Source organism: Ruegeria sp. F11 (assembly GCF_056533855.1).
Map to the genome: position 1 here is coordinate 233,769 of NZ_JBQFOW010000009.1, position 6,868 is coordinate 240,636.

At 55.5% G+C, this 6,868-nt stretch carries 7 protein-coding genes and 1 tRNA gene; 6 read left to right on the forward strand and 2 right to left on the reverse strand.

Annotation, left to right across the window (positions count from 1 at the left end):
* The first annotated feature begins 19 nt into the window (after positions 1-19).
* The 6 genes from ACR0NJ_RS14110 to ACR0NJ_RS14135 all read left to right on the forward strand — a co-directional run bounded on the left by ACR0NJ_RS14110 (position 20) and on the right by ACR0NJ_RS14135 (position 4,920).
* Positions 20-1,279, forward strand: coding sequence for a DUF58 domain-containing protein (locus tag ACR0NJ_RS14110; RefSeq protein WP_480817767.1), 1,260 nt, complete (start codon positions 20-22; stop codon positions 1,277-1,279).
* Complete coding sequence (locus ACR0NJ_RS14115; protein WP_480817768.1) at positions 1,279-2,274, forward strand: stage II sporulation protein M; 996 nt, start codon at positions 1,279-1,281, stop codon at positions 2,272-2,274. Before ACR0NJ_RS14110 ends, ACR0NJ_RS14115 begins: the two co-directional genes overlap by 1 nt.
* Complete coding sequence (locus tag ACR0NJ_RS14120; RefSeq protein WP_480817769.1) at positions 2,271-3,158, forward strand: RDD family protein; 888 nt, start codon at positions 2,271-2,273, stop codon at positions 3,156-3,158. Before ACR0NJ_RS14115 ends, ACR0NJ_RS14120 begins: the two co-directional genes overlap by 4 nt.
* Before the next feature lie 115 nt (positions 3,159-3,273).
* Positions 3,274-4,071 carry a hypothetical protein gene (locus ACR0NJ_RS14125; protein ID WP_480817770.1) on the forward strand — a complete coding sequence of 266 codons (798 nt, stop codon included), beginning with the start codon at positions 3,274-3,276 and terminating at the stop codon, positions 4,069-4,071.
* A 328-nt stretch (positions 4,072-4,399) separates the two neighbouring features.
* Positions 4,400-4,489 (forward strand) — tRNA-Ser (locus tag ACR0NJ_RS14130).
* Between the two features lie 251 nt (positions 4,490-4,740).
* A complete protein-coding gene (locus tag ACR0NJ_RS14135) occupies positions 4,741-4,920 on the forward strand; it encodes a hypothetical protein (protein WP_480817771.1) in 180 nt (59 codons plus the stop codon).
* Between the two features lie 166 nt (positions 4,921-5,086).
* Here the strand turns inward: ACR0NJ_RS14135 and ACR0NJ_RS14140 are convergent, their stop codons facing one another.
* Entirely contained in the window at positions 5,087-5,779 is a 693-nt protein-coding gene (locus tag ACR0NJ_RS14140) for a hypothetical protein (RefSeq protein WP_480817772.1), read from the reverse strand.
* A 149-nt stretch (positions 5,780-5,928) separates the two neighbouring features.
* Positions 5,929-6,108 carry a hypothetical protein gene (locus tag ACR0NJ_RS14145; RefSeq protein WP_480817773.1) on the reverse strand — a complete coding sequence of 60 codons (180 nt, stop codon included), beginning with the start codon at positions 6,106-6,108 and terminating at the stop codon, positions 5,929-5,931.
* Positions 6,109-6,868 lie beyond the last annotated feature (760 nt).

Consider the following 6,868-nt stretch of genomic DNA (forward strand, 5'->3'; position numbering starts at 1 on the left):
CCGCCCCTCGCGCATATTGTTGATCGCGGCCTGCGCAGCACTTGCCCTGTCGCTAACCGCCGTGATCATGGGCGAGGCCACGCGCCCCGTGGCCGGATTGCCCTGGGTCGTGCTGGGCCTGCTGGCAATCGGCGATCTGTTGTTATCTTGGCCGCGCAAAAGGGCAATCTCGGTCGAGCCGCTGGGCGACATCTTTGTCGGCGAGGACGCGCAGATCGACCTAACCATCAGCCCCGCCACCCAAGGTTTGCGCGGCGCATTGGACTGGCCCGACGGGCTGCAGGGCCCTGCGAAATTCGATCTGTCCAAGGGCCGCGCCCAAATCCCATTCCGGGCCATTCGGCGCGGGACTTGGGTGTTGTCGAACCTGTGGCTGTCCTGGACCTCGCGCCTGCGGCTATTCGAATTTGTGCCCAAGATTGCATTTGGCCTTGAGGTCGCGGTGATCCCCAATATCCGCCGGGTGCAATCGGGTGAGATTTCCACAACCGTTCAGTCCCGGTTGTTCGGCGTCAAGGAAAACCGCGCCATCGGCGAAGGCTCAGAATTCCACCAGCTTCGCGAGTTTGTCCCCGGCATGGACGCCAGCTCGATTGACTGGAAACGCTCGGCCCGGCACCGTGCGCTGGTCGCTAAGGAAGTCCGGGCCGAGCGTAACCACCATGTGATCATTGCCCTGGATAACGGCTTTCAGATGCGCGAGGAAATCGCGGGCCTGCCCAAGATTGACCACGCCATTACCGCCGCGCTGGCGGCAGCATGGGCGGCAGCCATCGGCGGTGATCTGGTCGGGCTTTACGCCTATGACGCCAAACCCCGGATGTTTCTGCCCCCCGAACCGGGCCGCGCCGCATTCACTCGCCTGCGCAGCCGCACGGCTGAGTTGGCCTATGAAAGCGTCGAAACCAATCACACGCTAGCCATGACCGAGTTGAATGCGCGGACCCCCAAGCGCAGTCTGATCATCGTGTTCTCGGATTTCGTCGATACGACCTCGGCCGAGTTGATGGTGGAGAATGTCAGCATTTTGGCCAAGCGCCACCTGATCGTCTTTGTTGCCCTACGTGACCCGATCCTTGAGGCGCAGGTCAACGAGCCGCCGCAGGACATGGACGGGGTGGCCCAGACCGTGTCCACCGGCCAGTTGCTGCAGGAACGTCGTCTGGTGCTGGAACGCCTGCACCAACTAGGCATCACCGTGATTGATGCGGAACCCGGCACCGTTTCGGCCCGGCTGATCTCGACCTATCTGGAAATCAAAGCGCGGGAGATGATCTGATGGCCGACAGCGATCTGATCCGCTCGGCCCGGTTCCGGCAGGAGCGCGAAGGCGACTGGCGCAGATTGTCGAACCTTGTCGACAAGGCCGAAACCCGGGGCCTGCACCGCATGAGCTTTCAGGAGGCGCGCGATCTGGCCGACCTTTACCGTCAGGCCACCACGTCCCTATCCATCGCGCGCGAGATATCGCTGGATCGGGGTTTGCTGGACTATCTCGAAGCCCTGACCAGCCGCGCCTACCTGAGCGTCTACGCCCCACAGCAAAGACTGGGCGGCATACTCCGCAAGTTTCTTACCACTGGCGGCCCAAAGGCGATGCGGTCGTCGTGGCGGGTGACGCTGCTGGGGTTCCTATGCATGGCAGCAGGCGCGGTTGCCGGGTACTTTTTCTATTTCGACGACCCCGAATGGTTTTATGTCTTCATGGCCCCCGAACTGGCGGGCGGGCGAGGGCCAGAGGCAACAACCGAATTCCTGCGCTCGCGCATCTATGGCGACGCATCGAGCGATGGCCTTGGGGCCTTTGCCACTTACCTGTTTTCGCACAACACCCGCATCGCCATCCTTGTTTTCGGCCTCGGGGCCTTCCTGTGCGCCCCAACGATCCTGCTGCTGTTCTATAACGGCCTGATGCTGGGCGTGTTTTACGCGCTGCACGTTGATCGCGGTCTGGGCTGGGATATCTTCGGCTGGCTCTCGATCCACGGCGTGACCGAACTGTCAGCGGTCTGCATCGCCGGGGCCGGAGGGCTGAAGCTGGGCCTTGCGGTGCTGTTCCCAGGCCAACAGACGCGCCGGGCCGCCTTGCGCGCAGCGGGCCATGATGCGGTCAAGCTGGCGCTGATTGCGGCGCTAATGCTGGTCGCCGCCGCGCTGCTGGAAGGATTCGGACGCCAGTTGGTGCAGGACCGCACCACCCGCATTACAATCGGCTGGGGTATCGGCCTGCTCTGGCTGCTCTGGTTCCTTCTGGGCGGGAGGAGGCGGTCATGACCAAACCCGCGCTGGACCGCCTGCTGCCGCCCGAGGGTGTGCCGCTTTACTTCCGCGTCGCAGGCGTTGGTGTGCGCACCGCCGCGCAACTGACCGATCTGCTGATCACCGTCATCGGAGCCGTCGCCGTTTTCCTGCTGGCCCTTGCGCTAGAGCTTGTAAATTCGAACACCGCGACCGCCATCGCCGCCATGCTGTTCTTCTTCATCCGCATTCCCTACTACGCGGCATCTGAGTTGATCTGGAACGGGCAGACCATCGGCAAGCGGATGATGAGGATCAAAGTCGTCTCAGCCGATGGTCAGGCGCTGACCACGCAATCGCTGGTCGTGCGCAACCTGATGAAAGAGGCCGAGATTTTCCTGCCCGGCACGATTGTCGTGACCCTGAGCACCAACGCGCTGATCCCTTCGATCCTGTCGTTGATCTGGGCGCTGGCGGTTCTGGCGGTGCCGCTATGCAACAAGCGCAGGCAGCGGCTGGGCGATTTCGTCGCCGGGACCTTCGTGATCCACCTGCCCAAACCGATCCTGTTGCCCGACATGTCCAAGACGGCCCGCCCTCCGTCAGCCGTACAGCCGAAATTCCGTTTCCTGTCGCATCAGTTGGAACATTACGGCACCTATGAGTTGCAGACGCTCGAAGACGTGCTGCGCGCCGCGAACCGCGCCAAAGGCCCAGACGCCTATAAGCGCCAGAAAGAGACGCTGGCCGCCGTTGTCGCCCAAATTCGCCAGAAGATCGAATATGCTGACCCGATCCGCGACCAGGACCATCAAGCGTTCCTCGAGGCCTTTTACAAAGCGCAACGCGCGTTTCTGGAACAGCGCCAGCTTTTTGGCGAGAAACGAAAAGACAAACGCCATGCCGAAACCCAAGGCTAGGCCCATCTGTTGCAGTTTTACCAATCCGGGAAAACAAAACCTCGTTTTCACCTTGAGGCTGACCACGACCATGCGGCCTTATCTGCATAGCAATAACTGATTTCAGGACTTTGATATGACAGACACAACTCATCCCGACACCCACATACCTTTCGGTGCAGGGGCAATTGTCGCGGAAACCTTTTCGATTCTTTTCAAGAAGCTTCACATCATAATTCTGCTGGGTTTTATACCGGCCCTGATCGAGCTTATTCTGTCCACGACCCCCTTCTTGAACCAATCCGTTCAGGCCAGCCCGACGAACGAGTTCGACTTCGCCGCAATGGGTGTCGTTTTCGCTATCTCGTTTTTGATCACATTGGTGGCCGTCGGATTGACCACCGCAATGGTGGTGCAACTGGCCTATGACACCAAGCTGGGACGCCCCGCGCAGATCGGCCGGTACTTTGGCGCGGCGCTCAGCAATCTTCCGGCAATTGCGGTTCTGTCGATCATTGTGGGCATCTGCAACATGATCGGAATTCTGTTGTTCATCGTTCCCGGCATCTGGCTTTACGGAGTGTTTTCCGTGATCACGCCCGCAATTGTGATCGACGGGGCAGGATTTGGCGCAATGCGGCGCAGCGCGGACCTGACCAAAGGCTACCGCTGGCCAATCATAGGCGCGCTGGTGCTTGTGTTCCTGTGTATCATCCTGATTTCATTTGTGCTGGCCTTTGTCTCGGCCATGGTGACGGGCAGTTTTGTGGTCGAGCCAGAGTCATCAGGTTTCGGGGCATTGACCCTCGCGCAGGTCGTCATCAACGCCTTCGCCTATGGGTTGGGCGGCGTGGCCGTCGCAATGATCTTCGCACGCCTGAAAGAGATCAAGGAAGGCGTCAGCGTCTCGGATCTGGTGGATGTTTTCAAATAGACTAAGAGCTGAGGCCGGTTAAAAACCAAGACCGGACCGCACATATCGGAGAACGTAAGTCTCTAAGACTGAACGAAATCCGCAGCGGTCCGGGTTAATCGCAGTGAAAGACGGATCACTACCCCAACCTGACCGGACCGCCGTTTGATTCACTTACGATCAATGGGCGCGGCTTAGCGCCAGAAAACTCCGAGAACACTGTTTAAGATACACGCAAAACGGCGTGTTTCGCCCTGATTTCAACGGGTTCAAGAGTTTTGCCTGGCTCCGCCACAAATTGGAAATTTCGCCTTGTATTCCCGCCGCTTGCAAGGATATACCCATCGGCGGAGACGTGGCCGAGTGGTCGAAGGCGCTCCCCTGCTAAGGGAGTAGGCGGGAAACCGTCTCGAGGGTTCGAATCCCTTCGTCTCCGCCATCAACCAAAGTCAGTTATTTGTCGCTGTAAAACAACAGCTTAACAAAAGACAGTAGAAGAATACCCCACACGTTCCCCCCACACGTTCTCCCCATACTTTTTTGGGAAAGGCCTGCGTGGGTTGCGTGAATCAGTGGGCCTTTTGAAACAGCTTGTATCTTTTGACGTTGGGCATCAAATTTGGAGCAGGAACACCGGGATACTATTGAGTCAAGAAAACTAAGATACCGAACCCGGAAAGGCACAAGACTGTGAAATCAGCAGACCAAATCAACCAAGAAATGTTCGAAATGCTAGAAAAGGTGTTGGCTAAAGGGGGCATGCTGAATGAAATGTCTGACTTCAACAACCTGTGGCGGCTTCTCAGCGATCTTGGTTCCGAGTTAACGGTTGATCCGCGACCCAAACCAACCCTTACAGTAGTCAAATAAGCCGATCTGTATTGATCCAAACAGCTACCTAGGCACTTGGGGTTATCGTCTCTGATTAAAAGCCATAACCTAGGTAGCTTCTTTGTCAGCCCTAGTACCGCTCACACTCGATACTGAAGCTAAATCAGGAGGTCATTTGCTCTATATTACATATGGTGAGGATGTTTCAGGCAGCTTCTCTGTTGATCAAGAACTCAACCGTTTCCGAGAATTCACCTGTGTCTGGTTCAGGAGTTTGACCGTAAACAACTGGCTTAGTGGATACACCCCAATACCTCTGACAGTATAGTTCTGCCGCCTGAGTAATGTTGGGGTAGGATGGATTTTTTCTCCAGTAGAGGTTCGGGACAAAATCATCCTGTGCAGGCAACAGCTTTCCGGTATCCGTGTTTCTCAACATGATCTGACTGTGAAAAACCAAATCTGGGCGAGACAACTTACTGATCATGTCCGAGTTGCCCGCACACAGAATGTATTTGTTGGTCAGTATCTCTCGAAGCCTTTGATTCCCATCTCTAGCGGAGTCGATCAAGTCCTTCACGAAGCCGAGTCTTTCATCGACCGGAAGTGAGTATAGCTTCTCAGCAAGCATGTCGGCAGTATCGAACAACTCTAACTGGCTTCTTTTCTTTTCTGGACTTGATGCAGCGTTGATGGGATTGGCCTGCCTGTCTATCCGTTGGTGTGCCGCTTTTTGGCACTTTGTTTGGCAGTATTTCTTGTTCGACCGCTTTCGTGTGAATTGTTCGCCGCAGTGCGGACACACGACGACAGAAGAGGTAGTCAAAATTTGGGTTCCTTTGAGTAGTTGAGAAGAGCGGGCAACCGGCACACGAACAAACAATGTCCGTTGATCCATGGGTCGCCCGTAAAGATACATCTGGGGTGGATGCGAATGAGCGCTAAATGGCAGTTACTGGACTAACCAATGCGATCTAATGGTGTATTTAATCGGTCTAAAGGAAAAGCAAAGGTTACGCAGCCGGTTCCAAGCTGGCTATGATTTGCTCAGAAATCCTTTTCGCCTTCTACTTGGATTTGTTCTTTTTCTTCGGACCTGAAAGCCCCTGCCATTTGTTGTTGTAGTTGGCGATACGCAGCGCCTAGCTTTTGGACGCCTTCAGTGTCACCGGTTGCATCAGCAGCACGAATACCGTCTTCAAGCCGTTTCAAATAATCGGCAGACATAGGTTTGCCTCATACGATTTGCCGTTGATGATTTGCCAATGCCCTAAGAGTTTCCTTGGCATCAGAGGCGCGTGTGATCGCTCCGTTTGGGAAGGGGTTTTTCTCGTTCTTTCGCGCTTGGGATTAGTGCGATCCCAAGAACCGTTTGCATATTTGTAGTATGCTTTGATCTTGGTCGGATTGGCCGTTTTGAGTTCGGTAAGGCATTTGACACCAAGCACCTCTAGGAGGTCGCCATAGCCATCTGAGCCGGGGACGTTCAATGCTCTGTAGAGCCACAAGCAGCTACTACGCAAAGGCGCGTCCCAATCTTTGGTCCTTGGCAGTTCTTTGGATATGTATTGTCCGTACTTCTTCTTGGATTTGAAGTGTGGTCGAGCAGCGTGCATGTACCGTCCGACATTCAAGTAGTCTTCTAGTTTGTCGTTGAGTCTTGCATGTCTTACGTTTGACAATGCGGTTGAGGACGCCAACGCCTTTTTGGTTATGGTTTGGTCAATGATTGGATCGTTTAATTTCAAAATGTTGTTTCCTTTTAAGTGTTTTAGACCCAAAAAATATTGGGCCGTAGGTTTCTGCCTTCTCTATAAGGCCGCATAACTTAACACTGGTTTCTGCCTTCTCTATAAGGCCGAATAACTTCCGCTCGGATTGGCAGTTTAGAGGCCCTGAGCCTCCCCAACTGAACGGGTCCACCGTTATGTTTAGGAGACGGAGGACTACGAATGGCAAACAAGCGACCGAGGCCCGAAGAGATTGT